Raw genomic sequence first — 26,899 nt, forward strand, 5'->3', positions numbered from 1 at the left:
ATGGATGGCGTCCGCCGCCGCCCTCGCAGCGTCCGTCGCCCTGTCGTCGGCGGCGCCCGCCCCTGCGCCCGCCGAGGTGCGGTCCGCGGCGGACGGGCTGCGTGTCACCCAGATCCAGGCGATGGCGACCCACAACAGCTACCACCGAGAAGCGCCGTTCGCCGAGCAGCAGTTGATGGCGAAGCACGACCCGAACTTCCGTACGCTCCTCTACAGCCACGCGTCGCTGCCCGTGCAGTTCTCCCGCCAGCAGGCGCGCGGCATCGAACTGGACGTCTTCCCCGACCCGGACGGTGGTCTGTACGCGGATCCGCTGATTCGCACGGGCGCCGGTCTGCCGCCGCAGGACGATCCGGATCTGCGCGAGCCGGGCTTCAAGGTGCTGCACTGGGCCGACTTCGACTACCGCAGCAGCTGCGTCACGCTCAAGCGCTGCCTGACGCAGGTGAAGACGTGGTCCGAGCGGCACCCCGGCCATGCGCCGCTCCCCGTCCTCCTCGAACTGAAGGAGACGGACCCGGACATGGAGGCCCGCGGCGGCGCGAAGAGCCCGCCCTGGGACACCGCGATGCTGGACGCCCTGGACGCGGAGATCCGGACCGTCTTCCCCGACGAGGCGACCGTCACGGCCGACGACATCCGCCGGCCCGGCGAGACGCTGGGGGAGTCCGTACGCAAGCACGGCTGGCCGCGGCTGTCCGCCGCCCGCGGCAAGGCGATGTTCCTGATGGACAACGACGACCAGGAGCTCCAGGACGCCTACCGGGCGGGCGGCAGGGAGAGCCTCCAGGGCCGGGTGCTCTTCACCGATTCCGCACCGGGCCGCGCGGACGCCGCGTTCATGAAGGTCAACGACCCGACCGGGGCCAACAGGACCGTCATCCGGAACCTGGTGAAGCAGGGATACTTCGTTCGGACCCGCTCCGACGTGCCCCTCGACCAGGCGTCGAGCGGCGATGCGGGAATGCTCCGCGACGCTCTCGCCTCCGGAGCGCAGATGGTCTCGACGGACTTCCCCGCCCCGGGGCTCGCGGCCCGCTACGGATCCGACTACGTGGCCGAACTCCCGCGCGGCAGCGGCCCGGTGAGGTGCAACCCGGTCACCGCGCCGGGACCGGAGTGCCCGCGCGGTCCGTTGGAGCGCTGACGTCTCGCTGTCCGGCAAATTCGGGGGCGACGGTGCAGCGGGGGAGCCGGGTGTGCGTACCGCTCCGAGCGGCCGTCCGCGAGGGACCGCGTCCCGCGTCCCGTACCTTCACCTGCGGCCCGAGTGCCGGGGCCGCAGGTGAACCTCTTCTCTGCGGCCCCCGGCGCGGAGGGAGGCGGTCGCCCGGGTCAGGGCCGCAGGCCGGTGGCGGCCTCCTGCTCGGCCTCGACCTGCGCCTTCCAGTCCTTCTTCGACGCCTGCCAGCCGTCCTCGTCGTGGCCGAGCCGCCAGTAGCCGGAGACGGACAACTGCTCGCGTTCCAGGCCGCGTTCGAGACGCAGATGACGGCGGAGATCCTTCACGAAGCCGGCCTCGCCGTGCACGAACGCCTGCGGCGTCCCCGGCGGGAACTCCAGTGCCTTCACGGCCTCGACGAGTTTCACGCCGACCCGTGCCGGCCCGCGGTGCAGCCATGTCACGCCGGCTGTGTCCGGCACGCTCAGCTTCTGCTCCTCCTGGGGACCCTCGACCTCGATCAGCGCCCGCACGGTGGCTTCGGCGGGCATGCTCTCGAGCGCCGCGGCGATGGCGGGCAGGGCGCTCTCGTCGCCGGCGAGCAGATGCCAGTCGGCCTGCGGGGAGGGGGCGTAGGCGCCGCCCGGACCGAGGAAGCGGATCTCGTCGCCCGGCCGGGCGGCGCGCGCCCACGGCCCGGCCAGGCCCTCGTCACCGTGCACGACGAAGTCGAGCGTCAGCTCCCGCGCCGAGGGTGTCCAGGAGCGCACCGTGTAGGTACGGGTTACGGGCCACTGGTCGCGCGGGAAGTCCGCGCGCACGGCGGCGATGTCGAACGGCTCGGGGTACTGCACGCCGGGGACGGGGAAGAGCAGCTTGACGTAGTGATCGGTGTACTCGCCGGCCTCGAATCCGGCCAGACCGGGACCGCCGAGCACGACGCGCACCATGTGGGGGGTCAGCTGCTCGGTTCGGACCACGTGCGCGTGGTGGACCTGGTTCTTGGTGCGGGCCGTGCGGTCTGCCACGTGGGACTCCAGAAGATGCGCGGAAGCAGTGGGGGACAGGGCAGTTAGGGTGGCCTAAGTTGTCAACGTACCACTCCGGCCCGCGCGCGGCACCGCTCGGCCCGCTCACCAGGGCCTTCAAGACTCCTGCGCCCGCACCGCCCCTGCCGCGGTCAGCCTTCCCGTTCCGCCAGCACGTTCAGCAGCCGCTCCAGGGAGCCGCCGAGACCCCACCGCTCGGCAAGGGCGTCGAGGGCCTGCGGGGCGCGCGGGCGGGTGGGCACGGAGGCGTCGAACTCCGGCAGGGCCACATCGCCCGCGACCCGGACCACCTTCGGTGCCACCGCGAGATACGGACGGGCTTCGGACAGACGCTTGCGCTGCGCCGGTGTGATCGCCGACCCCGGGTCCTCTGCGGCGGCGATGATTCCGGCCAGGTCTCCGTAGCGCTCCAGCAGCTTCGCGGCGGTCTTCTCGCCGATGCCCTGCACTCCGGGGAGCCCGTCGCTCGGGTCGCCGCGTAGCGTGGCCAGGTCGGCGTAGCCGGAGCCGTCCACGCCGTACTTGGAGCGCAGGGCGGAGCCGTCGTAGACGTCGAGCGTGCCCACGCCCTTGACCGGATACAGCACCCGTACACCCCGGTCGTCGTCGATCAGCTGGAACAGGTCACGGTCGCCGGTGACGATGTCGACGGGCGAGCCGGCGCGGGCCGTGAGGGTGCCGATGATGTCGTCCGCCTCGAATCCGGCCGCGCCGACGCGGGCGATGCCGACCGCGTCGAGCACCTCGTCGATGACCGGTACCTGCGGGCTGAGCGTGTCCGGGATCTCCTCGGCGTCCGGACCTGCGGCGACCTCTTCGGCGACGCGGTGCGCCTTGTAGGAGGGGATGAGGTCGACGCGCCACTGGGGACGCCAGTCGAAGTCCATGCAGGCCACCAGCGAGTCCGGATGGCGGTTGCTCACCAGGCGGGCGATGAAGTCGAGCAGTCCGCGCACCGCGTTGACGGGGGTGCCGTCGGGGGCCTTCACCGAATCCGGCACGCCGAAGTACGCACGGAAGTAGAGGGACGAGGTGTCCAGAAGCATCAGGCGTCGTGCCGTCGTCGTAGTCACGCCCCGATGATGCCGTACGCCTCCGACAGCGGACGCGGAAGACAACGCAGGGCGGGCACCGGGGCCGTTTCGTACGGGGAGGGCGCTGCGGCCGGGGCGCACCGCCCGCAGATCACGGCGACGGGTGGCGCAAATTGGCCTGCCTTCATCGGCCGAGCCCGGTCTACTCTCTTCTCCGTACGAGGAACGCGCCTCCGGCCCGTCGGTGAACACCCGGCGGACGACCACCGGTTGGCGTGGCCGCCGTACGGGGCAGCGGCACCTTGAGCCGCACGGGGGGCGTACGGTGCCGGTATGGCGCACAGACGTACCGGCACCGTGCGACGCGTCGTCTCGCTCGTTCCCTCCCTGACCGAGGCGCTGGCGGCGACGGAACCCGGAATCCTTGTAGGCGCCACCGACTGGTGCAGCCACCCGTCCGGGCTGGACGTGGCCCGCGTCCGCGGTACCAAGAACCCGGACGTGGAGCGGATCGTCTCCCTCGCGCCCGACCTCGTCGTCGCCAACGAGGAGGAGAACCGTGAGGCCGACCTCGCCGCGCTGCGCGCCGCGGGTCTGGACGTCCTCGTCACCGAAGTGCGCACGCTGCCGCAGGCGTTCGCCGAACTGGACCGGGTACTGACCGGAGGCTGCGGACTCGCGCGCCCCGGCTGGCTGGACGAGGCGGAGACCGCCTGGCGCGGGGTGCGCGCGGAGTTCGACGCGCGCGCCGTCGTGCCGGTGTGGCGCAGGCCGTGGATGGTGCTCGGCCGCGACACCTTCGCGGGTGCGCTGCTGACTCATCTCGGGGTGCACAACGTCTACGGGCAGCACGGCGAGCGCTACCCACGCGTGCCGATCGGCGAGCTGAACGAGCCCGGCCGCGCGGATCTGGTCGTACTGCCGGACGAGCCCTATCGCTTCACCGCGCAGGACGGCCCGGAGGCGTTTCCAGGACTGCCCGCCGCGCTCGTCGGCGGGCGGTTCCTGACCTGGTACGGCCCCTCGCTCACCGAAGCACCTGCCGCACTGGCGGGGGCACTGCGGACCGCGCTCGGCTGACGGGCGGCCCGCGCCGGGCGCACCGGCGGGGACGGCACGGGTCGCGTTCAGCCTGCCGCCGGCGCCGCCCGCTCCACCGGCGCCGCCCGGGCCGCCGCCACCAGGGCGCGCATCACACGCACGTCGCGGCCCTCTTCGGGGTGCCACTGGACGGCGAGGACGAACGGGTGCTCACCGCGTGGCAGTTCGAGCGCCTCGACGGTGCCGTCCTCGGCATGCGCGCCCGGGACGAGCCCGTCGCCCAGCCGTGCCACAGCCTGGTGGTGGTACGTCGGGACGGACACCGGCTCGGGCAGCACCTCCGCGAGCCGTGTACCGCCCACCGGCAGGACCGTGTGCTCGGCGAAGGTGCCCGGGCTGCCGCGGTGGCCCTCCATGTGCTGGACGAGCGTGCCGCCCAGCGAAACGTTGAGGACCTGCATGCCCCGGCAGATCCCCAGCAGCGGCACGCCCTGCTCCAGCGCGGCCCGGGTCAGGGCGAGTTCCCAGGCGTCGCGCTCGGGGTCGGCCGGGCCGCAGTCGGGGCCGCGCTCCGCCCCGTACCTGGCGGGGTCGACGTCGGGCCCGCCGGAGACCACCAGCCCGTCCAGCCTGCTCACGATCCGGTGGGCCTGCTCGTCCGCGTCGGGCGGCAGCAGCAGCGCGCATCCGCCCGCCCGCTGCACGAGCCGGTGGTACCCGGCCGGCAGCACCGCGGCCCGGTGCTGCCAGACGCCCCAGCGGACGTCGTTCTCCATGTACGTGCTGACGCCGATCAGCGGGTTCTGCATGGCGTAAGGCCTCCGGCTGCGGATCTCGTCGTCTCGGGGCGTCCCGTCTGCCGGGGTGCCCGGCATCGGGGCCTGGGGCCCAGGTCCTGTCCGGTCCTCCAGCCTACGGGCGTGACGTCCGCGTGCCCGCCCGGCGCCCGGGGCGAGGGCGCCGGGCGGGCACGAGCCGGAGGGGTACGGCCGGCGGCCGCCGGGGACGGGAGCGGGCCCGGGGGCCCGGGACCTGTGTCAGGAGTGTGCGTGGGGTGCGGGGGCCGGGTCGCCGCCGTCGGTGCCCCGCTCCAGCTCCGCCTCGGCGGCGGCGAGCGCCGCGAACTCCTCCTCGGGGGCAGCGGCCACCAGGCGGTGACGGCTGTAGAAGGCGAAGTAGGCGACGGCCACGACGTACAGGAGCAGCGCGATCCCGGCCGCGGTCGGGTCCACCAGGAAGGTGGCGACGACGGCGGCGCAGGCGAGCACGAAGGCCACCGAGGAGGTGAGCAGCCCGCCGGGTGTGCGGTACGGACGGGGCAGCTCCGGCTCACGGCGGCGCAGCACGATGTGCGAGAGCGACATCATCACGTAGCTGATGGCCGCGCCGAAGACGGCGATGTTCAGCATCCGCGCGCCGTCACCCGTGGCGGCGGCCAGCGCGAAACCGATCGCGCCCGGCACCAGCAGTCCCAGGTAGGGCGACTTGCGCCGGCTGGTCAGGGAGAGGAAGCGGGGGAGGTACCCGGCGCGGGAGAGAGCGAACAACTGCCGGGATCCCGCGTAGATGAGGGAGAAGAAGGAAGCCACCAGGCCTGCCAGGCCCGCGTAGTTGACGATCCTGCTGAGCGTCGTGGCCTCGCCGCCGGTGGCGGCCTGGAGTGCGGCGACGAGCGGGTTGTCGGCGTCCTTGATGGCGTCCGACCCGGCGGCGCCGGCCGCGGGGATCAGCGTCAGCACGGCGAGCAGCACCAGGATGCCGATGGACAGTGCGAGCGCCTTCGGCATGACGCGAACCGGGTCGCGGGCCTCCTCGGCCGCCAGCGGCACGCCCTCGACTCCGAGGAAGAACCACATGCCGAAGGGGAACGCGGCCCAAATGCCCAGCAGGCCGAGCGGCAGCCACGAGTTGGAGCCGAAGGCGTCGCCGTCGACAGCGACGTCGTTGAGAGAGCCGCCGCCGAAGTGCGTGAAGGCGCCGACACAGAAGACCAGAAGGGCAGCAACCGCGATACCGGTGACGATGAAGCTGAAGCGCAGCGCCTCACCGACGCCCCACATGTGGATGCCGATGAAGAGCACGAAGCAGACGAGGTAGACGGGCCAGCCGGCCTCGATGCCGAAGAGGCCGAGCGATTCGACGTAGCCGCCGATGAAGACGGCGATGGCCGCCGGGGCGAGGATGTACTCGATGAGGATGGCGGTGCCGGTCAGGAAGCCGCCCCAGGTCCCCAGCGCCCGGCGGGCGAAGCCGTAGCCGCCGCCGGCGGTCGGCAGGATCGAGGAGAGCTCCGCGAGGGAGAAGACCAGGCAGGTGTACATCGTGCCCATGAGCACGGTGGCTATCGCCAGGCCCCCGAAACCGCCTTCGGCGAGGCCGAAGTTCCAGCCCGCGTAGTCGCCGGAGACGACGTAGGCGACCCCCAGCCCGGTCAGCAGCAGCCACCCGGCGCTGCCCCGCCGGAGCGAACGGGCCTGGAGATAGGCCTCGGCGCTCTCCGGGCCCGTATCGGAGGACGAGTGCGAGGACTTGGTTCCTTCGGCCATGACCGCTCCTACCCTCGGCATTGGTGTGGCTACATACCTTTGCCCCGAGTCGGGCCGCAGCGCAACCCCTGGTGAGTTACGCGGGGATTACGTGTGCGTGCGGCGTCGTGCCGGAAGTCATGCGAGGAAGCCCCGCAACAAGGCCGCGGTGCCCGCGCAGTGCTCGCGGCTGACGCGGCGGGCCCGTTCCGGATCACCGGCCAGGACCGCCTCGACGAGTTCCGCGTGCTGGCGCTGGGCGTGCTCCAGGTTGCGCACCAGCAGCGGGATGCGCCCCAGCAGGTCGTTGACCTGGGCCCGCACGGCCGCGTACTGCGTCGTGAGGGTGGGGGAGCCCGCCAGTTCGACGAGTGTGAGGTGGAAGAGGGTGTCGCTGCGGCGGTAGTCGGCCAGGGCCGTGTTCCGCGTGGCGTCCAGGGCCGCCCGCAGCCGTGCGGCCTCGGCCTTCTCCAGGCCGCGGGAGGCGCACAGTTCGGCCGCACCCGTCTCGAGCACCTCGCGGAAGCGCAGCGTGTCCTGCACATCCACGCCCTCGTGCGCCGCCGCGCCGCGGGGCGGTGAGTCGGCCGTCTCCGCTGTCTCCCCACCGGGGGAGTGCGGCTGCGGATAGTGGACGAAGGTGCCGCCGTAGCGGCCGCGCCGGCTGATCACCAGGCCTTGTTCCGCGAGCACCTTGAGCACTTCGCGGAGCATCACGCGGCTGATGCCGAGGCGTTCGGCCAGGTCACGTTCGGCGGGGAGCCGTTCGCCGTCGGGGACCAGGCCCAGGCGGACGATCTGGAGTATCTGCTCCAGAGCCTCCTCGAAGCCGTTGCCGGCCCGTACGGGGCGCAGCACAGCCGCGAGCGGGTCGTTCCCGGCCCCGCCGCCGGAGCCTTCAGGTCGGGCGCTCTCGGCTCTCACTGCCCCTCCCTCATCGAACCCCTTCCGAACCAATGGTCTTCGGGACTACCTTATGACTTCCGGAGGACCGACAGGAGGCCAGACGTGGCAGAACGCACACCATTGCTCTCCGTCGACGAGCTGCGGGTGCTCGTCGAACGGGAGGAGATCGACACCGTCGCCCTGGCCTTCACCGACATGCAAGGGCGGCTGCAGGGCAAGCGGTTCGCGGCGCGCCACTTCCTGGACGAGGTACTGGAACACGGCACCGAGGGCTGCAACTACCTGCTCGCCGTGGACGTCGAGCTGAACACCGTCGACGGCTACAGCATGTCCTCCTGGGAGCACGGTTACGGCGACTTCGCCATGCACGGCGACACCAGCACCATGCGCGTCGTCCCCTGGAACCCCGGCACGGTGATGATCACCGCAGACCTCACGTGGCACGACGGCTCTCCCGTCGTGGCCTCGCCGCGGCAGATCCTCCGCCGCCAGCTCGACCGTCTCGCCGAGCGCGGCTGGAGCGCGTACACCGGCACCGAGCTGGAGTTCATGGTCTTCCAGAACACCTACGAGCAGGCGTGGGACAGGGCCTACCGGGACCTGACCCCCGTGAACCAGTACAACGTCGACTACTCGATGCTCGGCACCGGCCGCGTCGAACCGCTGCTGCGCCGCATCCGCAACGAGATGGGTGCGGCCGGGATGAAGGTCGAGTCCGCGAAGGGCGAGTGCAACCTGGGCCAGCACGAGATCGCCTTCCGCTACGACGAGGCGCTCACGACCTGCGACCAGCACGTCGTCTACAAGACGGGCGCCAAGGAGATCGCGGCGCAGTCGGGCCAGGCGCTCACCTTCATGGCCAAGTTCAACGAGCGCGAGGGCAATTCCTGTCACATCCACCTCTCGCTCCGCGACGAGAACGGCTCTCCCGTCCTCGCCGACGACGAAGCGCCGTACGGCATGTCCGAGACCATGCGGCACTTCCTGGCCGGACAGCTCGCCGCCCTGCGTGAGTTCACGCTGCTCTACGCGCCGAACATCAACTCCTACAAGCGCTTCCAGCCCGGCTCGTTCGCGCCCACCGCCGTCGCCTGGGGCCCCGACAACCGCACGTGCGCGCTGCGCATCATCGGGCACGGGCACAGCCACCGGCTGGAGAACCGGGTTCCCGGCGGCGACGTCAACCCGTACCTGGCGACCGCAGGAATGATCGCCGCCGGGCTCCACGGGGTGGACCAGAAGCTGGAGCTGGAGGAGGCCTGCACCGGCAACGCCTACGCCGGGGACGCCGCGCACGTGCCCGCCACGCTGCGCGAGGCGGCCGAACTGTGGGAGCACAGCGCCATCGCCCGCGAGGCGTTCGGCGAGGAGGTCGTGGCGCACTACCTCAACATGGCGCGCATCGAGCAGCAGGCGTACGACACGGCGGTCACGGACTGGGAGCGCTTCCGCTCCTTCGAGCGCATGTGAGGAACGGACTTGCAGGACGAGCACCGAATCAACGAACTCCCGGTCATCAACCCCGCGACCGAGGAACTGATCACCACCGTGACCGCCGCCGGCCCGGCCGACGTCGACACCGCCGTGCGGCGGGCGGCGAACGCGCAGACCACGTGGGCCGCGCTGGCTCCCGGCGAACGCGCCCGGCTGCTGCGCCGGTTCGCCGTCACCGTTGACGAACACCTGGAGGAACTGGCCGCGCTGGAGGTCCAGGAGGCCGGACACCCCGTCGGCAACGCCCGTTTCGAGGCGGGCAACGTCCGCGATCTCCTCGACTACGCCGCCGGCGGCGTGGAGCGGCTCACCGGCCGCCAGATCCCCGTCGCGGGAGGCATCGACGTCACCTTCGCCGAACCCCTCGGCGTCGTCGCCGTCATCGCCCCCTGGAACTTCCCCATGCCGGTCGCTGCGTGGGGGACGGCCCCGGCGCTGGCCGCGGGCAACGCGGTCGTGCTCAAGCCCGCCGAGACCACACCGCTGACCGCGCTGCGGCTGGCCGGACTCGCCCTGGAGGCGGGCCTTCCCGAAGGGCTCTTCCAAGTGCTGCCCGGGGAGGGGCCGGTGGCCGGCACCGCGCTGGTCGAGCACCCGAAGGTGGCCAAGGTGGTCTTCACCGGCTCGACCGCGGTCGGCAAGGACATCATGGCCAGGTGTGCGGCGAGCGTGAAGCCCGTGACCCTCGAACTCGGCGGCAAGAGCCCCAACATCGTCTTCGCCGACGCCGATCTCGCACTGGCCGCCACCGCCGCTCCCGGCTCGTTCCTGGACAACACGGGCCAGGACTGCTGCGCCCGCAGCCGCATCCTCGTGCAGCGCGAGGTCTACGACCGGTTCCTGGAACTGCTGGACCCCGCGGTGAAGACGTTCACGGCCGGCGACCCGAACGACCCGTCGACGCAGATGGGCCCGCTGATCTCGCAGCGCCAGCGGGAACGCGTGCGCGGCTACGTCCCCGAGGACGAGCCCGCCCTCATCCGGGGAGAGGTCCCCGACGGGAAGGGCTTCTGGTATCCGGCCACCGTCCTGGAGGGGCGTCCCGGCGACCGGCTCAGTGCCGAGGAGATCTTCGGACCGGTCGCCGTGGCCATCCCCTTCGAGGACGAGGAGGAGGCCGTCCGCATCGCCAACGACACCCAGTACGGCCTGTCGGGATCGATCTGGACGCGTGACGTGGGCCGGGCGCTGCGCGTCTCGCGAGCGGTGGCGGCGGGCAACCTGTCCGTCAACTCCCACAGTGCCGTGCGCTACACGACCCCCTTCGGCGGCTACAAGCAGTCGGGGCTGGGCCGTGAACTCGGCCCCGATGCGCTCGCCGCCTTCACCGAGACCAAGAACGTCTTCATCAGTACGGAGGAACAGCCGTGACCGAATCGCTCACCGGCGCCGAGGGAGCAGCGCCGCAGTGCCGCCGCCTGACCGGACGCACAGCCGTCGTGACGGGTGCGGGCAGTGGTATCGGCCTCGCGTCCGCGCGGCGTCTCGCCTCGGAGGGCGCCAACGTGGTCTGCGCCGACGTCGACGACGAACGCGGCAAGAGCGTGGCGGAAGAGACCGGCGGCCTGTACGTGGAGACGGACGTCACCGACTCCGCTCAGGTCGAGGCGCTCTTCCGCACCGCTCACGAGATGTACGGCTCCGTCGACATCGCCTTCAACAACGCCGGCATCTCGCCTCCCGACGACGACTCGATCCTCACCACCGGCATCGACGCGTGGCAGCGCGTGCAGCAGGTGAACCTCACCTCGGTCTATCTGTGCTGCAAGCACGCCATCCCGTACATGCAGCGGCAGGGACGCGGCTCGATCATCAACACCGCCTCGTTCGTCGCCGTGATGGGCGCGGCCACCTCCCAGATCAGCTACACGGCGTCCAAGGGCGGTGTGCTCGCGATGTCCCGGGAGCTGGGCGTCCAGTTCGCGCGGGAGGGCATCAGGGTCAACGCCCTCTGCCCGGGGCCCGTCAACACGCCATTGCTGAAGGAGCTGTTCGCCAAGGACCCGCAGCGGGCCCAGCGCCGGCTCGTGCACGTACCGCCGGGCCGCTTCGCGGAACCGGAGGAGATCGCCGCCGCCGTCGCCTTCCTGGCCAGCGACGACTCCTCGTTCGTGAACGCGACGGACTTCATGGTGGACGGCGGGATCTCCGGCGCGTACGTGACGCCCGTCTGATCGCGTCCTCCACCGGGACGTCCCGGGCCGGGCGGTGCCCGTGTGATTCGTACACACGTTGCCCTACAGTGCGATGCGTGAGCATGACGACGCCGCCCGGCTGGTATCCCGATCCCGACCCCGCGCAGAGGGACAACTCGCCCTCTGCGGAACGCTGGTGGGACGGCGCCTGCTGGACCGGGCAGACCCGCACCAGGGCGGCCGTGCGCGGCCCGCTCGTCGCGGGCGTCGTCGGTGCGGCCGTGCTCGCAGCCGCCCTCGTCGTCAGCGTTGTTCTGGCCTTCGGCACCGCTCCGGGGTCCGGCCTCGCACGCGACGAGGCGGGAGCGGGTGACTCCGACAGCCCCGGCCCGCCCGACGACGACGGGGGCCCGCCGGGGGCGGACCCGGAAGCGCCGGACTCACCGGACGGCGACGTTCCCGCCACCGGAGTCGACCTGCCGGTCCTGAAGGGCTGGGACCACGACCCGTTCGGGCCGATGGTCACCACCGGGGAGTACAAGTGCCCCGGAAGCAAGGAGGAGAGCTGCCTGCGCGGCTCGTCCGTCATCATCGTCGCGCCCGGCGGCACCGCCGGGGCCGAGGAGACCGCCAAGAGCGACATCGGGCGGTTCGCCGAACTCGCCTACAGCAAGAGCACTTACGGCGGAATCACCTCGCACGAGGCGATCGCCTCCGAGAAGACCTCGGTGGCCGGCCAGGATGCGTACCGGGTGCGCTGGAAGATCGTCAACCGCACCAAGCCCGACGCCTACGTCGAGTCCGTCGCCTTCCGGCACCCCGACGGATCGGGGGAGATGCTGCTGCTGCGCACCGGCTTCGACATCGCGAAGTCGGCTCCGCCGCTGAGCGACATGGACAAGCTGGCGGAAGGCGTCACCGAGGGCGACCCCGGAGAGGACGGCCGCGGCAAGGACGTCTGAGAAGCCTCAGCCCGCTCGCCGCCCGCCGCCCGACAAGACCTCGGATCAGCACAGTTGAGGGTGCGTGCACGGCAGTCGGGGCGGTGCGGGCACGGGTTCACCGTCACCCCGTGACGAGTCCCCCTCCGCTGCCCGCCGCGGCAGCCGGGCAACCTCCGCAGCCCCCGCGGCCCTCAGAGGAACGTGTGCCCCTCGCCCCGGTACGTCGGGAAGGAACCCGTGACCCGGTCGCCCTCGATCGCGTGCAGCGTGTCGAACCGCTCGCACAGCTCGCCCGCCTTGGCGTGCCGGAACCACACCCGGTCTCCGACCAGAAGGTCGTCGGCGGGCGGGCCGAGCAGCGGTGTCTGCACCTCGCCCGCTCCCTCCTGCCTGTCGTAGCGCAGGCCCTCCGGCAGGTAGGGCTGCGGCAGCCGGTCCGGGCCGGGCGCCCCGGAGGCCGGATAGCCGCCGCCCAGAACCGTCACCACGCCCACGCCGGGCCTGCGTACGACCGGCAGGGCGAACAGCGCGGCAGGACGCCCGCTGAACGATGTGTAGTGGTCGAACAGGCGCGGCACGAACAGGCCGGAGCCCGCCGCGATCTCCGTGACGGCCTCCTCGGCCGCCGTGTGCTGCACGCTTCCCGTGCCGCCCCCGTTGACGAGTTCCAGGTCCGGGGCGACACCGCGCACCGCACGCACCGCTGCCGCCCGGCGTGCCGCCAGCTCCCGTCCGGCCGCCGCCTGCATGAGCCGGACGCCGCGCGAGCGCGCCCAGTTGCCCGGTGCGGCGTCGCCGACGCCCGCGATGTGCCCCTCGTAGGCCATCAGTCCGGTGAGGCGGAAGCCCTTGCGGCGGGCGACCGAGCGGGCGAGCTCCGCGAGCCGCGCCGGGGAGTGCAGCGGTGAGCGGCGCGCACCGATCCGCACCCGGCCGCCCAAGAGCCGCAGGGAGGTGTCGAGTTCGAGACAGACCCGGATCTCCTGTGTGCCGCCGTCCCTCGCGGAGTCGATCAGATCCAGCTGGGCGGTGTCGTCCACCATCACCGTCACGGACCGGGCGAGCTTCGGGTCCGCGGCGAGTTCGGCGAAGCCGGAACGGTCCGCGGAGGGGTAGGCCAGCAGCACGTCGTCGATTCCGGAGCGCGCCAGCCACAGGGACTCGGCGAGCGTGAAGGACAGCACCCCGGCGAAGCCCTCCCGGGAGAGCACCCGCTCCAACAGGGCCCTGCAGCGCACGGACTTGCTGGCCACACGGACCGGCTTGCCGCGCGCCCGGCGCACCAGGTCGGCGGCGTTCGCGTCGAACGCCTCCAGGTCGACGACGGCCAGCGGCGGGTCCAGATGGGCCGTCGCACGGTCGTAGCGGGCGCGGTCGGCTGGGTCTGAGGTGGCGTCGGGCACCCGGGCAGCTTGCCAGAGCGAAGCCGTGCAGGACAGCCCTGCCATGTGCCCGACCGGGTTGCCGGAACCACCAGTTCGCCCCGTAGAGTGACGGCCGCACGCTGCCACGAGTCTGGACCAGCGGCGTGCTGTCCGATACGAACCGGCATGCCCCGAAAGGGATCGTGTGGGGTGGCACTGCGCGCGGGAGGGGTGCAGATGAGCACTGATGCCGACCGCACACACCCGCCGGACCCCTCACCGGACTCATATCGCGGACGCCCCAAGGTCCCGCCGCAGCCCGCTTTTCCCCCGCGCCCCTCTGCCCCTCCGCGCCCCTCCGCCCCTCCGCGCCGGGGCGCGCACGTGGAGCACTCCCAGAGAGACGAGCCCACCGCACACATGCCGCACGACACGGAATCGGACGCGTCCAGGCCCTCCGAGCCGGAGGCCGCGTCCGCCCCGTCGGACAGAACTGCCGACTCCCCGTCCGGTGCGCCGCGCCTTCCCCGTTCCGCGGCGATACCCCAGCCTCCGCCGCCCAAGGGGGAGCCGCTGGCCTTCGGAACGGCACGGCGCACGATGCCCGCCTCCGACGCCGGCGGGCAGACCCGCGGCGCCGGCCCGGCGCCGGGCGAACACCCCCGCGGCGGCGGCCTCTCCGCGCCGCTTCCCCCTGCGGGCGCCGTACCGTCCCAGCGTCCGCCGGAGTTTCCCGGAACGGCCGGGAGTCCGCTGCCTCCGCGGCCGCCCGGCGTTCCCGAATCCGGGCCTCCCACATGGCACTTGCCGCCCGTCGGCGACAAGCCGGCACACCACAGGCCCGCGCCGCGGACCGTCGTCGCCGCCGTCTGCCTCGTCCTGGGTGTGGGGCTGCTGGGCGGAGCCGCGGCCGGTACTTTCCTCACCGACGATCCGGGCCGACAGGCCGCCAGCGAGGGCTCGTTCGACGAGATGCGTGCCGCCTGGCACAACCATTCGGTCGACGAGCTCTTCCCCCGCGTCCTCGAGGGCAAGGGCGCCGGCCCCGGCGGAGCCGACCGCCGCTGGCTCCGCGTCGCCGTCGCCCCCGACTCCAACTGCCGTGAAGCGTTCGACCCGTTGCTGGCCAAGGCCCTCCGGCCCGTCGGCTGCAGCCGGCTCGTACGCGCCACCTACGCGGACGAGACGACCAGCTCCGTGACGACCGTCGGACTGCTCTTCACCCGCTCCGAGGGCGCGGGAATGCGGGCGCTCCGCAAGCGGTTCGCCGTCGAGAACCTCAGCGAGCGCACCGATCTGATGCCCCGTCCGTACGGCTCACGCGGCACCGTCTCCGCCGACTTCGGGGACGCGCAGCGTGCCAGCTGGACGATACGGGTGCTCTCCGACGCTCCCGTCGTCGTCTACGCGGTCAGCGGTTTCGCGGACGGACGGATCGTCAGCGACCCGCAGGCCGCCGCGGAAGCGACCGAGAACGGCGAGACCTCGGCGGCCGCGCAGGCCGGACTCGGCCACGACGCACAGGGCATCGCGGACCGCATCGAGCGCCGGCTGCGCAACGCGGCGGGGGAGAAAGAGGACGACCAGTGAGGCAGACACGTCCCGCGCGGGGCCCGGTCCGGCGCAGCGGGCCGGGACGCCTGGCCGCCGCCGCACTCGCGGCGGTACTCGGCGTGCTCCCGGCAGCCGGAAGTGCACAGGCGGCCGACGGGGAGGGCGTCCAGCGCCGGCAGTGGGGCCTGAAGGCCATCCACGCGACGGAGGCCTGGAAGAGCACCAAGGGCAAGGGCGTCACCGTCGCCGTGCTGGACACAGGAGTCGACCCCGGCCATCCCGACCTGGACGGCAGCGTGCGCAAGGGCCGTGACTTCATCCGCATGGGGGCCGAGAAGGGCGACCGCACGTGGGCCCGGCACGGCACCGCCATGGCCGGGATCATCGCCGGTCACGGCCACGGCAGGGGCGGCAAGCTCGGCGTCCTGGGCGTCGCACCGGAGGCGAAGATCCTTCCCGTCCGCGTCCTCCTCGAGGACAGCGACCCCAAGCGCAAGCGGGCCCGCAACGCCCGGGCCTCCGCGCTCGCCGACGGCATCCGCTGGGCCGCCGACAAGGGCGCGGACGTCATCAATCTCTCCCTCGGCGACGACAGCCGCTCCGCACATCCCGAGCCCCGTGAGGACGCCGCCGTGCGGTACGCGCAGCGCCGCGGCTCCGTCGTCGTGGCGTCCGCCGGCAACGGCGGCGAGGAGGGCGACCACGTCTCCTACCCGGCCGCGTATCCCGGTGTCATCGCGGTCACGGCCGTCGACCGTCGCGGGGCGCGGGCGTCCTTCTCCACCCGCCGCTGGTACGCGACAGTCGCGGCCCCCGGCAAGGGGGTGCTGATCGCCGACCCCGACCGGCGCTACTACGAGGGCTGGGGCACCAGCGCCGCGTCGGCGTTCGTCTCCGGTGCCGTCGCACTGGTACGGGCCGCGCACCCGGACCTCAGCCCCGCACAGATCAAGGAGCTGATCTCCGACACCGCCCGGCACACTCCGGAGGGCGGGCGCAGCGACGCGCTGGGCACCGGCGTCGTCGACCCGGCGGCAGCCATCGAGATGGGTTCGAACATCAAGCCCCGCAAGCAGCAGCCGAGCCACCCCCCGTACCGGAGCGAGTTCTTCGGCACCGGACCGGACGACGGACCGAGCGCAGGCTGGCTGGCGACCATCGCCGCTGTGCTGGGGCTGCTGCTCATCGGCGGCGCGGTGGCAGTGCACAAGGGCGTGAACCTGGAGACGCTGCGCCGCCGTACGGGCACGGGGTCGGCGGGGCACTGAGCGGCGGAGGGCGGCCTGCGCTCCCCGAGGAGGGGCGGCGCCCGCCGAGAGAGCGCGCCGTACGCCCGGCCGCCGCCCCGGCGTGCGAAGCCCTGGCGGAGCGGAACTAAGCTGCCGTCCGTGGCACCGCTCAGGAACATCCCCGACCCCGGCTTCCCCCCCAGGGCCTTGCGGCCCGGGAGGTACCCCCATGCCGACACCGGCGCGGCCGACCCGGTCCTCGCCGAGGCGCTCGCCGCCTGGCGGGCCGGCCCCGGGGAGCCGGGCGCCGAGCAGCGCGTGCTCGAAGCGCTCGCGGGGGCGCGGCTGCTGGTTCCCGTCGTCGCCGTGCTGGGCGAGAGCAGCGTCGACGAGTCCGGGCTGCTGCGCGACAAGTCGAGCGACATGGCCGTCCCCACCCTCACCGCTCCCGGCGGACGCAGGGCCCTGCCCGCGTTCACGAGCACCGAGGCCCTGGCCCGCTGGAACGCGGAGGCGCGGCCCGTGGCCGTACCGCTGCGGCAGGCGCTTCGGGCGCTCGCGCAGGAGCAGGCCGACACCCTCGTCCTGGACCTCGCCGGGCCCGTGACGTATCAGCTCACCGGCGCCGCGCTGCGAGCGCTCGCCGAGGGCCGCACCAGCACCGACCCCGCCGCCGACCCGCAGGTCAAGGACGCATTGCGCGCCCTGCTCGCGGCCGAGCCCGACGTGATGGCCGCCCATCTCGCGCCCGGCGGCCCCGGCACCGGCGCCACCCTCGCGCTGACCCTCACCACGGACGCCGCCGCCGACGCCGCGGGGGCCGCCGGGACCGTGCGGAGGCTGGCCGGTGCACTCGCGTCCGACGAGACGCTGCGCTCACGTCTCGCCGGGGGACTCGAACTGGCGCTGCTCCCGCCCGGCAGCTCCCTGCCCGGGGACGCTCTCCACCGGCGCTGACGGTGTCACCCCGTACAAGGCGGTGTCGCCCCCGTACAAGGCGGCGCCGAAGTGCCCCCGGCCGCCGCGAGACCGCCCGTGCGGACGCTGCCGTCAGGGCGCCTCCCACTCGACATGCGGGCCCGCCGCAGCCGTCGGAGGATGGTGAAACGACCATTCCCGACGTGTCAGGAGTGCCATGTCGACCGAGACGGAGCTGCAGTCCACTGCGGCGGAATTCCTGGGAACCCTGGTCCTCGTGTTCTTCGCGGTGGGTGCCACGGTGCTGTCGGGCGAGTACATCGGCACGCTCGGCATCGCCCTCACGTTCGGGTTCACGCTGCTCGCCCTGGCCTACGTCTTCGGGCCGGTCTCCGGCGCCCACGTGAACCCCGCGGTCACCCTCGGGATGGTGGCGGCCAAGCGCATGGACCTGCCGACCGCGGTCAGGTACTGGATCGCACAGATCGCCGGCGCCATCGCGGGCGCCGCGCTGCTCTTCCTGCTCGCCAAGCAGGTTCCGGGCCTTCAGACCAGCGGCAGCTTCGGCAGCAACGGCTTCGGTGACCGCTCCGCTGTCCAGCTCAACCTCGGGGGCGCGTTCCTGGCCGAACTGCTCATGACCGCCCTGCTCGTCTACGTCTACCTGTGCATGACCCACAAGGTGACGATCGCGGGCTTCGGAGGGATCCCCATCGGTCTCACGCTGGCCGTGGTCAGCCTGCTCGGCATCCCGCTGACGGGAGCCTCGGTCAATCCGGCCCGCAGCCTGGGCCCGGCCATCTTCGCCGGCGGTGCCGCGCTGACCCAGTTCTGGCTGTTCCTCGTGGCCCCGCTCGTGGGCGGCCTGCTCGCGGCGGTGGTGCACCGCATCACGCACCCGCCGGCCGGCGCGGAACTGCACAGGCACCTTCAGCCTTCGGGGTCCCCCCGCTGACCGGCCGCCACCGGCCCGCCGGGCTTCGTCCCCTTGCTCGTGCCCGTCAGCCGAAGACGGGGCCGGTGAACTGCTCGCCGGGCCCCTGTCCCGGCTCGTCGGGCACGGCCGACGCTTCGCGGAAGGCCAGCTGCAGCGACTTCAGCCCGTCGCGCAGCGGCGCCGCATGGTACGAGCCGATCTCGGTGGCGCTCGCGGTGACGAGGCCGGCCAGGGAGTGGATGAGCTTGCGCGCCTCGTCCAGGTCCCGGTGGTGCTCGCCGCCCTCGGAGAGACCGAGGTTGACCGCGGCCGAGCTCATCAGGTGCACGGCGACGGTGGTGATGACCTCGACGGCCGGGACGTCCGCGATGTCACGGGTCAGGCTGTCGAAGTCGGGAGCGCCGGTGGCCGGGCCGCCGGGCCCCGCGGGGCGGTTGGATTCGGTCTCGCTCATGCGTGCCACCCTAGGCCCCCGTGCCGGGGAGCCTCCCGCCCAGGTGACCCCGGTGGGGGCCTGCGGTGACCCCTGGTATGCTGGGATATCGACCGGCTGGAGAGTACGTGACTTCAGCCCGCAAGTGGAGGCTCCGAACTCCCACCTGACGGCCCCCGGGGCCGCGGGTCAACGGTCAGGCTGCGCCCCGCGGTTCGCGCGTCGGTGCTCCAGGTCTTTGAGGAGCCACCGCCTGTGTCCGTCAGGGGCGTTTTCTGCGTCTCCGGCACGGTGGTCACAAAGACGACATCACTTGTGCGGCTGTCCGCCAGACCGCCGCGCCGTGTACCCGAGGAGGCCCCATCAGCGCCGAGCCCCGCATCAACGACCGGATTCGCGTCCCTGAGGTGCGACTCGTCGGTCCCAGTGGCGAGCAGGTCGGCATCGTGCCGCTTGCCAAGGCCCTGGAGCTCGCACAGGAATACGACCTCGACCTCGTCGAGGTGGCGGCGACAGCCCGTCCGCCGGTGTGCAAGCTCATGGACTACGGGAAGTTCAAGTACGAGTCGGCCATGAAGGCCCGTGAGGCGCGCAAGAACCAGGCGCACACGGTCATCAAGGAGATGAAGCTCCGGCCGAAGATCGATCCGCACGACTACGACACCAAGAAGGGTCACGTCGTCCGGTTCCTCAAGCAGGGTGACAAGGTCAAGATCACGATCATGTTCCGCGGACGTGAGCAGTCCCGCCCCGAGCTGGGCTTCCGGCTGCTCCAGCGGCTCGCTGACGACGTCGCCGACCTGGGCTTCGTGGAATCCAACCCGAAGCAGGACGGCCGCAACATGATCATGGTGCTCGGTCCGCACAAGAAGAAGACCGAGGCCATGGCCGAAGCCCGCGAGGCTCAGGCCGCCCGCAAGGCCGGCCGCCAGCAGGAGAGCAGCCCCGCCGAGGAGCCCGCCGAGGCGTGAGCCCTCCAGGGGCCTTCTGCCTCGGGACAACCCCCGGACAACCCGCAAGCGACACACGGCGCCTTCGCCGCCGGCCCCGGCCGGGTGCGAGGCGTCACCGACGAGGAGTGAACGGCGACATGCCGAAGAACAAGACGCACAGCGGTGCCCGCAAGCGCTTCAAGATCACCGGTTCGGGCAAGGTGATGCGCCAGCGTGCGGGTCGCCGCCACTATCTCGAGCACAAGCCGTCCACGCTGACGCGCCGCCTCGCCGGCGACACGGAGATGGCCCCGGGCGACGCCAAGAAGGCCAAGAAGCTTCTCGGCAAGTAAGGCCGGCTCGACCGGGACCCAATCGATTCGGGCCGGGTGGTTCGTCCCACCAGACCGGCCCCGTGTACCAAGGAGTTATCAAGTGGCACGCGTCAAGCGGTCAGTCAACGCACACAAGAAGCGCCGCGCGATCCTGGAGCAGGCCAGCGGTTACCGCGGCCAGCGCTCGCGTCTGTACAGGAAGGCGAAGGAGCAGGTCACCCACTCCTACGTCTACAACTACAACGACCGCAAGCGGCGCAAGGGCGACTTCCGCCAGCTGTGGATCCAGCGGATCAACGCCGCTGCCCGGGCCAACGGCATCACCTACAACCGCTTCATCCAGGGTCTGAAGGCCGCCAACATCGAGGTGGACCGCAAGATCCTGGCCGACCTCGCGGTCAACGACGCGGGCGCCTTCACCGCTCTCGTCGAGGCGGCGCAGAAGGCCCTGCCGAGCGACGTCAACGCCCCGAAGGCAGCCTGAAGCACGCCGGACGTATGACGCACAGCAGCGGACCCGCGGGCAGCGATACCCGCGGGTCCGCTGCTGTGCGTGCCGCACGGTCACGAACCGGGAAGTGAGCAGCCGCCCATGGGCACCCCCGACCTGATCTCGCCGCGCTCCGCACGCGTCGCCGCAGCGCGGCGTCTGGTGCGGCGCAACTTCCGTGCCAAGGACCGGCGTTTCCTCGCCGAGGGCCCGCAGGCCGTACGGGAGGCCGTCGCGCACCGGCCCCTCGGCACCGGTGCGGACGCGGGGAAGGACGCAACGGGTGAGGCCCCGGCGGGGGAGGCCGCCGGCCCTGCCCTGGTGGAGCTGTTCGCGACCCCCGAGGCCGCCGTCCGCCATGCCGGAATCCTGCGCGAGGCCAGGGAATCGGGCGTACGGGTCCATCTCGCCGAGCCGCAGACACTGGACGGCATCGCCCAGACCGTCAGCCCGCAGGGCCTGGTCGGGGTCTGCCGTTTCGTCGACTCACCGCTGGAGACGGTCCTCTCCGCCCGGCCGCGGCTCGTGGCCGTCCTCGCGCACGTACGCGATCCGGGGAACGCCGGCACCGTGCTGCGCTGTGCCGATGCCGCGGGGGCGGACGCCGTCGTCCTCACGGACGCCTCGGTCGACCTGTACAACCCGAAGACCGTACGGGCCTCCGCGGGTTCGCTGTTCCATCTGCCCGTCGCCGTCGGTGTTCCCGCCGAGAAGGCCGCGGAAGGACTGCGCGCCGCCGGGGTACGGCTGCTCGCTGCCGACGGCGCCGGGGAGCGGGACCTGGACGCGGAACTCGACGCGGGAACCATGAGCGGCCCCACCGGCTGGATCTTCGGGAACGAGGCGTGGGGTCTGCCCGAGGAGACCCGGGCCCTCGCCGACGAGGTGGTGCGGGTGCCGATCCACGGCCGTGCGGAGAGCCTCAATCTGGCGACGGCCGCGGCGGTGTGCCTGTACGCCTCGGCGCGTGCACAGCGCGGCGCCGCAGGGCGCGCGCCCGCCGCGGGAGGCGGCCCGGAGCCGGAGCGCCGGGAGCAGCCGTAGGAGTCCTCGCGCGAGAGGGCCGCCAACGAGCCTGCGCCGGGCGGGCGTTGGACGGGTCCGTCCTCGGCGGCGGTGCGCCTCCCGCCCCACGTCGCGGGGAGGGACATCACGGATGCCGCACTAGTAGGGTGGCCGGGCCCGGGGGCGGAGCCAGTGAGCAGTTGGGGCCGGTGGAGTCAGTGAGGCCAGACGAGGGGGGTGCAGCGGCGATGGAGGTGCGGACGCAGCGCGCCCAGCAGCGCGGCGCCCCGTCCCCGTCGGCGGACGCCTCCGCGGACCCGGCCGGCCGCACCGCTGAAGAACAGCACGCCCGGCAAGCTCAGCATGCCCAGCAGGCTCAGGCCGCCGGCAGCGGCGTCCCCGGCGCCGGTCCGGAGCCCGGTACGGCAGGCGTCGCGCCCGGCGTGCACCCCGACGATCTGCCCGACGGGCTCGTGGTCGCCGACCGCACGGGCCGAATCGTCTGCTTCAACGCCGCAGCGGCCCGCATCACGGGACTCAGCCCCGCCGACGCCCTGGGCGGCACCCTCCAGCAGGCGCTGCCCCTGGAGGACATGGACGGTCGCCGCTGGTGGCAGCTGACCGACCCCTACGGCGGTCTGGCCACCCGCACCGGACAGCCCGAGCGGAACCTGCTCCTGCCCGGCGGCCGCGAGGTCATGGTCGCCGCACGCTACGTGCGGGCCCGCCCGAAGGGGCCCGTGCAGCGGCTCGTGGTGACCCTCCGGGGGACGGAGGCGCGGCGGCGTGCGGAGCGCAGCCACGCCGAGCTGATAGCGACGGTCGCGCATGAACTGCGCTCGCCTCTGACCTCCGTGAAGGGCTTCACCGCGACGCTGCTCGCCAAGTGGGAGCGCTTCACCGATGACCAGAAGCGGCTGATGCTGGAGACCGTCGACGCCGACGCCAACCGCGTCACCAGGCTCATCGCGGAACTGCTGGACATCTCGCGCATCGACTCCGGACGGCTCGAGGTGCGGCGCCAGCCGGTGGACATGGGCGCGGCCGTGCGCCGCCACGTCGAGGCGCACATCGCCGCCGGCCGCTCCGCGGACCGCTTCGTCACGCGCATCAGCGACTCCCTGCCCGGCCTGTGGGCGGACCCCGACAAGGTCGACCAGGTGCTGGGCAATCTGCTGGAAAACGCGGTGCGGCACGGCGAGGGGACTGTCACCATCGAGGTGGCACCCGCACCGTCCCGCAGCGACGGAGAAGGAACGGCAGTCACCGTGAGCGACGAAGGTCCCGGCATCCCCGAGGAGTCGATGAGCCGCGTCTTCACCCGCTTCTGGCGGGGCAGCAAGCGCGGCGGCACGGGCCTGGGCCTGTACATCGTCAAGGGCATCGTCGAGGCGCACGGCGGGACGATCACCGTGGACCGCTCGGTCGCCGGTGGTGCCCGGTTCCGATTTACCCTGCCCGTGGGCGCCCCGGCCTTCATGGCCTGAGCGGCGCGCACGGGCTTCTCCGCGGCCCGCGGGAGCGCGGCCCCTGCGCGTGATCGGCCGGTCACGGCCGTGTGCGGGGCCGCACGCCCGTCCATCTAGACTCGGCTGCTGGCACCGTTGCGCAGCCGGATCCAATCGGAAGTACGGGAAAAGATGTCCGCACCCAATAAGTCCTACGACCCCGTCGAGGTCGAGGCACTCAAACCGGAAGTCGTCGACCGGGCGAAGGACGAGGCGCTGTCCGCCATCGCTGCCGCCGGCGACCTCGAAGCGCTGCGAGAGGTGAAGGCCGCACACGCAGGCGACCGCTCCCCGCTGGCCCTCGCCAACCGCGAGATCGGCGCTCTCCCGCCGCACGCCAAGGCCGAGGCGGGCAAGCGCGTCGGCCAGGCACGCGGCGCCGTCGGCCAGGCGCTGAAGAAGCGGCAGGAGGAGCTGGAGCGCGAGCGTGACGAGCGGGTCCTCGTCGAGGAGGCCGTGGACGTCACGCTGCCCCACGACCGCCTGCCCGAAGGCGCCCGCCATCCGCTCACGACGTTCAGCGAGCGCGTCGAGGACATCTTCGTCGCCATGGGATACGAGGTCGCGGAAGGTCCCGAGGCCGAGGCGGAGTGGTTCAACTTCGACGCCCTCAACATCGCGCCCGACCACCCGGCCCGCACGATGCAGGACACCTTCTTCGTGCGTCCGGCCAAGGACGGCGGCGCGGAGGAGTCCGGCGGGCACGCCGCGGAGGACAGCGGCGTCGTGCTGCGCACGCACACCTCACCGGTGCAGATCCGTACGCTGCTCGACCGCGAGCCCCCGGTCTACGTCATCTGCCCGGGCCGGGTCTTCCGCACCGACGAGCTGGACGCGACGCACACGCCCGTCTTCACGCAGGTCGAGTTGCTGGCCGTCGACGAGGGCCTGACGATGGCCGACCTGAAGGGCACGCTCGACCACATGGTGCGCGAGCTGTTCGGCGAGGGCGTGCACACCCGCCTGCGTCCCAACTACTTCCCCTTCACCGAGCCGTCCGCCGAGATGGACATGGTCTGCTACCGCTGCCACGGCGAGTCCGTCGGCGACCCGGACCGCCCCTGCCGCACGTGCTCCAGCGAGGGATGGATCGAGCTGGGCGGCTGCGGCATGGTCAACCCGCGTGTGCTGACGGCCTGCGGCGTGGATCCGGAGAAGTACAGCGGGTTCGCCTTCGGGTTCGGGATCGAGCGGATGCTGATGTTCCGCCACAACGTCGAGGACATGCGAGACATGGTCGAAGGTGACGTGCGCTTCACCAGGCCGTTCGGGATGGAGATCTGATGCGCGCCCCGCTTTCGTGGCTTCGGGAGTACGTGGAGCTGCCGGCAGGTGAGACCGGCCGGGACGTCGCGGCGAAACTGATCGCCGCCGGCCTCGAGGTCGAGACCGTCGACCGGCTCGGCGCCGCTCTCAAGGGGCCGCTCGTCGTCGGCAAGGTGCTCGCGATCGAGGAGCTCGCGGAGTTCAAGAAGCCGATCCGCTACTGCCAGGTCGACGTCGGTGAAGCCGGGGGAGGGTCCGCCGAGCCGCAGAACATCATCTGCGGTGCGACCAACTTCGCCGTCGGCGACAAGGTCGTCGTCGCGCTGCCCGGCGCCGTGCTGCCCGGCGACTTCGCCATCAGCGCCCGCAAGACCTACGGCAGGGTCTCCGAGGGCATGATCTGCTCGGCCGCCGAGCTGGACATGGGCGACGACCACTCCGGCATCATCGTTCTGCCGCCCGAGTACGAGCCGGGCGCCGACGCCGTCGAGCTGCTCGAACTCGTCGACGAGGTGCTGGACATCGCCGTCACCCCCGACCGCGGCTACTGCCTGTCCATGCGGGGCATCGCCCGCGAGACGGCGATCGCCTACGGGCAGCAGCTGCGCGACCCGGCGCTGCTGGACGTGCCCGCACCCAATGCGGACGGATTCCCCGTCCACGTCTCCGACCCGAAGGGCTGCGACCGCTTCGCGGCCCGCACCGTCACGGGGCTGCGGCCGGAAGCCACGTCCCCGCTGTGGCTGCGGCGGCGCCTTCAGAAGTCGGGCATGCGGCCCGTCTCCCTGCCCGTCGACATCACCAACTACGTGATGCTGGAGCTGGGTTCACCGCTGCACGCCTATGACCGCTCACGGCTGCAGGGCCCCATCACGGTCCGCCGTGCCACGCCGGGCGAGCTGCTGACCACCCTCGACGGCACGAAGCGGAAGCTGGACGCCGAGGACCTCGTCATCGCCGACGACGCCGGGCCCATCGGCCTCGCCGGCGTGATGGGCGGCATCAACAGCGAGATCGCCGACCCCGAGCAGGACCCGCAGAGCGGCGAGTGGCGGGGCACGACCGAAGTCGTCGTGGAGGCCGCCCACTTCGACCCGGTCGCCGTGGCCCGCGCCGGCAGGCGGCACAAGATCTCTTCGGAGGCGTCCCGGCGCTTCGAACGCGGGGTCGACCCCGAGGCGGCCGCGGCCGCCGCGCAGCGCACCGTGGATCTGCTGGTGCTGCTGGCCGGAGGCAGCGCGGAGCCGGGGGTCACCCAGTTCGTCACGCCGCACGGGCCGCACACCATCAAGATTCCCGTTACGCATCCGGGCCGGGTCGCAGGCGTCGAGTACGACCGCGAGACGGTCGTGCACCGCCTGCTCCAAGTGGGATGCGACGTGTACGGGCAGGACGAGCTCACCGTCACCGTGCCCTCCTGGCGCTCGGACCTGACCGACCCCAACGACCTGGCGGAGGAGGTCATCCGGCTGGAGGGCTACGAGAGCCTGCCCTCCACTCTGCCCAGGCCCCCCGCGGGGCGCGGTCTGACCGAAAGGCAGCGCCTGCACCGCCGGGTGGGGCGCGCACTGGCGGGCGCCGGTTACGTCGAAGCGCTCAACTACCCGTTCGTCGGGCCGGAGTCCTTCGACCAGCTCGGCCTCGCCCTGGACGACCCCCGCCGCCGTACGGTGACACTCGTCAACCCGCTCTCCGACGAGGAGCCGTCGCTGCGCACGACGCTGCTGCCGGGCCTCCTCGCGGCGCTGCGGCGCAACGACGGCCGCGGCAGCCAGGGCAGCCACGGCGGCCTGGCCCTCTTCGAGACGGGCCTGGTCTTCCTGCCCACCGGGGACGAGTCCCGGGCGGAGCGGCTGCGCGTGGACGCGCGGCCCGCCGACGAGGAGATCGCCTCACTGGACTCGGCGCTGCCGCGCCAGCCGCGGTACGCGGCGGCCGTGCTGGCCGGTCCCCGTGAACAGCCCGGCTGGTGGGGCGAGGGTCATCCGGCGGTCTGGGCGGACGCCGTCGAGGCCGCGCGGTCCGTGGCGCGCGCAGCGCGGGTCGAACTCACCGTCCGCAGCGCCCAGTCCGAGCCGTGGCACCCCGGCCGGTGCGCGGCGCTGTTCGTCGCCGGCGACGACGGCGGCGAGAGGCTCGTGGGGCACGCGGGCGAACTGCATCCGCGGGTGGTCAAGACGCTCGGGCTGCCGCCGCGGTCCTGCGCGATGGAGCTCGACCTCGACGCGGTGGAGAGGGCGGGCGGTGCGGTCGTGCCGGCCCCGCGGATCTCCGGCTTCCCGGTGGCCACGCGGGACGTCGCGCTGGTCGTGGACGAGTCCGTGCCGGCGGCGCGGGTCGAGACCGCGCTGCGTGAGGGTGCGGGTGAACTCCTCGAAGCGGTGCGCCTGTTCGACGTCTTCACCGGCGAACAGCTCGGCAGCGGCAAGAAGTCCCTGGCGTACGCGCTGCGCTTCCGCGCGCGGGACCGCACGCTCACGGCGGAAGAGGCCTCGGCGGCACGAGACGCCGCGGTCGCCTCGGCCGTCGAACGCACGGGCGCGATCCTGCGCGGGGCGGAGGCGCCGGCAGGGGCCTGAGATCACTTCGGCCCGGCCCGGGTTCCGCCCGGGCCGGGCCGAAGTGCGTCCGGACGCGT

24 protein-coding genes are annotated in these 26,899 nt (G+C 72.5%); 17 read left to right on the forward strand and 7 right to left on the reverse strand.

The features are described from left to right. The first annotated feature begins 4 nt into the window (after positions 1-4). Complete coding sequence (locus H180DRAFT_RS24630; protein ID WP_055488379.1) at positions 5-1,147, forward strand: phosphatidylinositol-specific phospholipase C1-like protein; 1,143 nt, start codon at positions 5-7, stop codon at positions 1,145-1,147. 188 nt (positions 1,148-1,335) lie between these two features. Here the strand turns inward: H180DRAFT_RS24630 and H180DRAFT_RS24635 are convergent, their stop codons facing one another. Together H180DRAFT_RS24635 and H180DRAFT_RS24640 are read right to left on the reverse strand one after the other, a co-directional pair. Continuing rightward, the gene (locus H180DRAFT_RS24635; protein WP_055488333.1) at positions 1,336-2,190 is read right to left on the reverse strand and encodes a siderophore-interacting protein; all 855 of its coding nucleotides are present in this window, start codon (positions 2,188-2,190) and stop codon (positions 1,336-1,338) included. Positions 2,191-2,342: 152 nt separating this feature from the next. Continuing rightward, on the reverse strand, positions 2,343-3,257 hold the full coding sequence (locus H180DRAFT_RS24640; protein ID WP_055488334.1) for a 5'-3' exonuclease: 915 nt from the start codon (positions 3,255-3,257) through the stop codon (positions 2,343-2,345). Positions 3,258-3,578: 321 nt separating this feature from the next. On the opposite strand from H180DRAFT_RS24640, the gene H180DRAFT_RS24645 reads away from it, so the two are divergent. Continuing rightward, the gene (locus H180DRAFT_RS24645; RefSeq protein ID WP_055488335.1) at positions 3,579-4,325 is read left to right on the forward strand and encodes a helical backbone metal receptor; all 747 of its coding nucleotides are present in this window, start codon (positions 3,579-3,581) and stop codon (positions 4,323-4,325) included. Positions 4,326-4,372: 47 nt separating this feature from the next. On the opposite strand, the gene H180DRAFT_RS24650 is transcribed toward H180DRAFT_RS24645, so the two are convergent. The 3 genes from H180DRAFT_RS24650 to H180DRAFT_RS24660 all read right to left on the reverse strand — a co-directional run bounded on the left by H180DRAFT_RS24650 (position 4,373) and on the right by H180DRAFT_RS24660 (position 7,735). Further along, positions 4,373-5,095, reverse strand: coding sequence for a gamma-glutamyl-gamma-aminobutyrate hydrolase family protein (locus tag H180DRAFT_RS24650; protein WP_055488336.1), 723 nt, complete (start codon positions 5,093-5,095; stop codon positions 4,373-4,375). 228 nt (positions 5,096-5,323) lie between these two features. Further along, positions 5,324-6,832 carry an ethanolamine permease gene (eat, locus tag H180DRAFT_RS24655; protein WP_055488337.1) on the reverse strand — a complete coding sequence of 503 codons (1,509 nt, stop codon included), beginning with the start codon at positions 6,830-6,832 and terminating at the stop codon, positions 5,324-5,326. A 117-nt stretch (positions 6,833-6,949) separates the two neighbouring features. Further along, positions 6,950-7,735: a FadR/GntR family transcriptional regulator gene (locus H180DRAFT_RS24660; protein WP_055488338.1), complete on the reverse strand. Its 786-nt coding sequence runs from the start codon at positions 7,733-7,735 to the stop codon at positions 6,950-6,952. An 84-nt stretch (positions 7,736-7,819) separates the two neighbouring features. On the opposite strand from H180DRAFT_RS24660, the gene H180DRAFT_RS24665 reads away from it, so the two are divergent. From H180DRAFT_RS24665 to H180DRAFT_RS24680, 4 genes are all read left to right on the forward strand, one after another. Next, positions 7,820-9,187, forward strand: coding sequence for a glutamine synthetase family protein (locus H180DRAFT_RS24665; RefSeq protein ID WP_055488339.1), 1,368 nt, complete (start codon positions 7,820-7,822; stop codon positions 9,185-9,187). A 9-nt stretch (positions 9,188-9,196) separates the two neighbouring features. After that, the gene (locus tag H180DRAFT_RS24670) at positions 9,197-10,582 is read left to right on the forward strand and encodes an aldehyde dehydrogenase family protein (RefSeq protein WP_055488340.1); all 1,386 of its coding nucleotides are present in this window, start codon (positions 9,197-9,199) and stop codon (positions 10,580-10,582) included. Continuing rightward, entirely contained in the window at positions 10,579-11,385 is an 807-nt protein-coding gene (locus H180DRAFT_RS24675) for a 3-oxoacyl-ACP reductase (protein ID WP_055488341.1), read from the forward strand. The genes H180DRAFT_RS24670 and H180DRAFT_RS24675 overlap by 4 nt, the downstream gene beginning before the upstream one ends. Before the next feature lie 83 nt (positions 11,386-11,468). Continuing rightward, entirely contained in the window at positions 11,469-12,308 is an 840-nt protein-coding gene (locus H180DRAFT_RS24680) for a DUF2510 domain-containing protein (RefSeq protein ID WP_079100378.1), read from the forward strand. Positions 12,309-12,481: 173 nt separating this feature from the next. Here the strand turns inward: H180DRAFT_RS24680 and H180DRAFT_RS24685 are convergent, their stop codons facing one another. Continuing rightward, positions 12,482-13,693: an amino acid deaminase/aldolase gene (locus H180DRAFT_RS24685; protein ID WP_254666170.1), complete on the reverse strand. Its 1,212-nt coding sequence runs from the start codon at positions 13,691-13,693 to the stop codon at positions 12,482-12,484. Between the two features lie 765 nt (positions 13,694-14,458). Between H180DRAFT_RS24685 and H180DRAFT_RS24690 the strand changes: the two genes are divergently transcribed. The 4 genes from H180DRAFT_RS24690 to H180DRAFT_RS24705 all read left to right on the forward strand — a co-directional run bounded on the left by H180DRAFT_RS24690 (position 14,459) and on the right by H180DRAFT_RS24705 (position 18,310). Beyond that, positions 14,459-15,244 carry a hypothetical protein gene (locus tag H180DRAFT_RS24690; protein WP_107097762.1) on the forward strand — a complete coding sequence of 262 codons (786 nt, stop codon included), beginning with the start codon at positions 14,459-14,461 and terminating at the stop codon, positions 15,242-15,244. 83 nt (positions 15,245-15,327) lie between these two features. Continuing rightward, entirely contained in the window at positions 15,328-16,476 is a 1,149-nt protein-coding gene (gene mycP / locus H180DRAFT_RS24695; protein WP_254666173.1) for a type VII secretion-associated serine protease mycosin, read from the forward strand. A gap of 168 nt (positions 16,477-16,644) precedes the next feature. Further along, a complete protein-coding gene (locus H180DRAFT_RS24700) occupies positions 16,645-17,394 on the forward strand; it encodes an SseB family protein (RefSeq protein WP_055488343.1) in 750 nt (249 codons plus the stop codon). Positions 17,395-17,572: 178 nt separating this feature from the next. Next, complete coding sequence (locus H180DRAFT_RS24705) at positions 17,573-18,310, forward strand: MIP family channel protein (RefSeq protein WP_055488344.1); 738 nt, start codon at positions 17,573-17,575, stop codon at positions 18,308-18,310. Positions 18,311-18,356: 46 nt separating this feature from the next. On the opposite strand, the gene H180DRAFT_RS24710 is transcribed toward H180DRAFT_RS24705, so the two are convergent. Beyond that, complete coding sequence (locus H180DRAFT_RS24710; protein WP_055488345.1) at positions 18,357-18,746, reverse strand: DUF1844 domain-containing protein; 390 nt, start codon at positions 18,744-18,746, stop codon at positions 18,357-18,359. A gap of 287 nt (positions 18,747-19,033) precedes the next feature. Here H180DRAFT_RS24710 and infC point away from each other — a divergent pair, with 287 nt between their 5' ends. The 7 genes from infC (at position 19,034) to pheT (ending at position 26,840) form a co-directional block, all read left to right on the forward strand. Further along, complete coding sequence (infC, locus tag H180DRAFT_RS24715; RefSeq protein WP_074466978.1) at positions 19,034-19,696, forward strand: translation initiation factor IF-3; 663 nt, start codon at positions 19,034-19,036, stop codon at positions 19,694-19,696. 119 nt (positions 19,697-19,815) lie between these two features. Then, on the forward strand, positions 19,816-20,010 hold the full coding sequence (gene rpmI, locus H180DRAFT_RS24720; RefSeq protein WP_055488347.1) for a 50S ribosomal protein L35: 195 nt from the start codon (positions 19,816-19,818) through the stop codon (positions 20,008-20,010). Between the two features lie 82 nt (positions 20,011-20,092). Further along, positions 20,093-20,476: a 50S ribosomal protein L20 gene (gene rplT / locus H180DRAFT_RS24725; RefSeq protein ID WP_028436556.1), complete on the forward strand. Its 384-nt coding sequence runs from the start codon at positions 20,093-20,095 to the stop codon at positions 20,474-20,476. 108 nt (positions 20,477-20,584) lie between these two features. Further along, positions 20,585-21,526 (forward strand): TrmH family RNA methyltransferase, encoded by a 942-nt coding sequence (locus H180DRAFT_RS24730; protein WP_055488348.1) that lies wholly within the window; start codon positions 20,585-20,587, stop codon positions 21,524-21,526. Between the two features lie 209 nt (positions 21,527-21,735). Then, positions 21,736-22,974 (forward strand): sensor histidine kinase, encoded by a 1,239-nt coding sequence (locus tag H180DRAFT_RS24735; protein ID WP_055488349.1) that lies wholly within the window; start codon positions 21,736-21,738, stop codon positions 22,972-22,974. A 153-nt stretch (positions 22,975-23,127) separates the two neighbouring features. After that, on the forward strand, positions 23,128-24,279 hold the full coding sequence (gene pheS, locus H180DRAFT_RS24740) for a phenylalanine--tRNA ligase subunit alpha (protein WP_055488350.1): 1,152 nt from the start codon (positions 23,128-23,130) through the stop codon (positions 24,277-24,279). Then, positions 24,279-26,840, forward strand: a complete 2,562-nt coding sequence (pheT, locus tag H180DRAFT_RS24745; RefSeq protein ID WP_055488351.1) for a phenylalanine--tRNA ligase subunit beta — start codon at positions 24,279-24,281, stop codon at positions 26,838-26,840. Before pheS ends, pheT begins: the two co-directional genes overlap by 1 nt. The last annotated feature ends 59 nt before the right edge of the window (positions 26,841-26,899 follow it).

Origin of the sequence: Streptomyces sp. WMMB 322 (assembly GCF_900090145.1) — a bacterium.
Lineage (GTDB): Bacteria > Actinomycetota > Actinomycetes > Streptomycetales > Streptomycetaceae > Streptomyces.

Coding starts and splice junctions, on each gene's coding strand:
- H180DRAFT_RS24730 (WP_055488348.1), top strand. CDS start 20,585: ATGGGCACCCCCGACCTGATCTCGCCGCGCTCCGCACGCGTCGCCGCA.
- pheT (WP_055488351.1), top strand. CDS start 24,279: ATGCGCGCCCCGCTTTCGTGGCTTCGGGAGTACGTGGAGCTGCCGGCA.
- H180DRAFT_RS24650 (WP_055488336.1), bottom strand. CDS start 5,095: ATGCAGAACCCGCTGATCGGCGTCAGCACGTACATGGAGAACGACGTC.
- H180DRAFT_RS24680 (WP_079100378.1), top strand. CDS start 11,469: ATGACGACGCCGCCCGGCTGGTATCCCGATCCCGACCCCGCGCAGAGG.
- rpmI (WP_055488347.1), top strand. CDS start 19,816: ATGCCGAAGAACAAGACGCACAGCGGTGCCCGCAAGCGCTTCAAGATC.
- H180DRAFT_RS24630 (WP_055488379.1), top strand. CDS start 5: ATGGCGTCCGCCGCCGCCCTCGCAGCGTCCGTCGCCCTGTCGTCGGCG.
- eat (WP_055488337.1), bottom strand. CDS start 6,832: ATGGCCGAAGGAACCAAGTCCTCGCACTCGTCCTCCGATACGGGCCCG.
- H180DRAFT_RS24710 (WP_055488345.1), bottom strand. CDS start 18,746: ATGAGCGAGACCGAATCCAACCGCCCCGCGGGGCCCGGCGGCCCGGCC.
- H180DRAFT_RS24735 (WP_055488349.1), top strand. CDS start 21,736: ATGGAGGTGCGGACGCAGCGCGCCCAGCAGCGCGGCGCCCCGTCCCCG.
- H180DRAFT_RS24645 (WP_055488335.1), top strand. CDS start 3,579: ATGGCGCACAGACGTACCGGCACCGTGCGACGCGTCGTCTCGCTCGTT.
- pheS (WP_055488350.1), top strand. CDS start 23,128: ATGTCCGCACCCAATAAGTCCTACGACCCCGTCGAGGTCGAGGCACTC.
- H180DRAFT_RS24705 (WP_055488344.1), top strand. CDS start 17,573: ATGTCGACCGAGACGGAGCTGCAGTCCACTGCGGCGGAATTCCTGGGA.
- H180DRAFT_RS24640 (WP_055488334.1), bottom strand. CDS start 3,257: ATGCTTCTGGACACCTCGTCCCTCTACTTCCGTGCGTACTTCGGCGTG.